Genomic DNA, 1,179 nt, shown 5'->3' with positions numbered 1-1,179 from the left:
CGCGCGACCTATCCTTGTTTATTGCGACCTATCCTTGTTTATTAGTTTTAACATTCCAAAAACTTCTTCGAAGCTTTCACCATTGTCTAATCGCTCTAATCCAGAATATAAAAATTTTGGATCTAAATTTTCAATTGCAACTCTTGAGGCTTGATACGATTTAACACTTGTATTTGGGAAGTCACGAAGAAAAAACACTGATTTAATTTGCTCTAATTCTTTTTGTGAAACATTAATATTTTCTATTAAAAATGGAGCTCTATAATCAACTTTTATGCCCGTACCTTCAATAAACCAAGCTGGCAATTTTGTGAGTTCAGTAAAAATATTAGTTCTATGTCTAACTTCAGCATGCACTAACTCATGAGCTATAACGTCAACGTTCATTCCCTTTGGACCTAAGAATATACACTCTCTAAAAAAGCCAGAATTTTGCATACCTGTAGGGTTAAGTCCAAATTTTTTATATTCAAGATTATTTGTCACAATCAATCGAGGAGAAGAGTTTATCTCGCCATATATTTGGTTTACTCTGCTGTAAGCCTTATCGATTGAATCTAAAAGTAACGTTCGTTGTTCGCTAGCTACGCTAGGGTCCGCATACACATCGGAGTGTATCTCTTCAAAATTTGTAAAGTTTATAGCTTCACATGCTATTGCTTCTTTTTTAAAAAATAGAAATGAAGAAATAAAGGAAAATAATATAATTAATAAACTAACTTTCAAAATACGCACATACTCTCCTTGTAAAACTAACGTTGCCGTAATGGGAGCGCGTTTTCAGCGCGTCCCTTTGACGGCCTGGTTATGTTTTATCTAATCCTCATATGGGTCGCTTTAGATATGTGACCGAATTTGCATTCTTGATTGTTCTCATCGTGAACAAGCAGAACTTCTTTACCTGCCATGAATGCCGCAAGCGCCATTGAGTACATATCACTAGAATCAGGGTCATCTTTGGGCCACCAAAAGTTACCGCTTTGGTCACAAGTTTTGTCAGGAATAGTAGTGTAAATTATATGAATACCGTCATGAGACATCACTTGTGTAATTTTCCCCCAGTTTTTTGTCCATCCAGCATGACCCAACATTGGTACAAATAGCAATATTAGTAGTAGTGATATTTTATTCATAACTTCCTCTTTTGAAAACATAACGCCCATTTAAGGGGCTGAAACC

2 protein-coding genes are annotated in these 1,179 nt (G+C 35.7%); both read right to left on the bottom strand.

The genetic code is table 11. The features are described from left to right. Positions 1–18 precede the first annotated feature (18 nt). Positions 19–735, bottom strand: coding sequence for a hypothetical protein (locus CJF42_RS25910; RefSeq protein WP_095369360.1), 717 nt, complete (start codon positions 733–735; stop codon positions 19–21). A gap of 77 nt (positions 736–812) precedes the next feature. Beyond that, positions 813–1,133, bottom strand: a complete 321-nt coding sequence (locus CJF42_RS25905; protein WP_141235696.1) for a hypothetical protein — start codon at positions 1,131–1,133, stop codon at positions 813–815. Positions 1,134–1,179: the final 46 nt, after the last annotated feature.

The organism is Pseudoalteromonas sp. NBT06-2 (genome assembly GCF_002276045.1).
Lineage (GTDB): Bacteria > Pseudomonadota > Gammaproteobacteria > Enterobacterales > Alteromonadaceae > Pseudoalteromonas.
The sequence above is the reverse complement of the archived record's forward strand: the minus strand, read 5'-3'. Positions and strand labels throughout refer to the sequence as shown.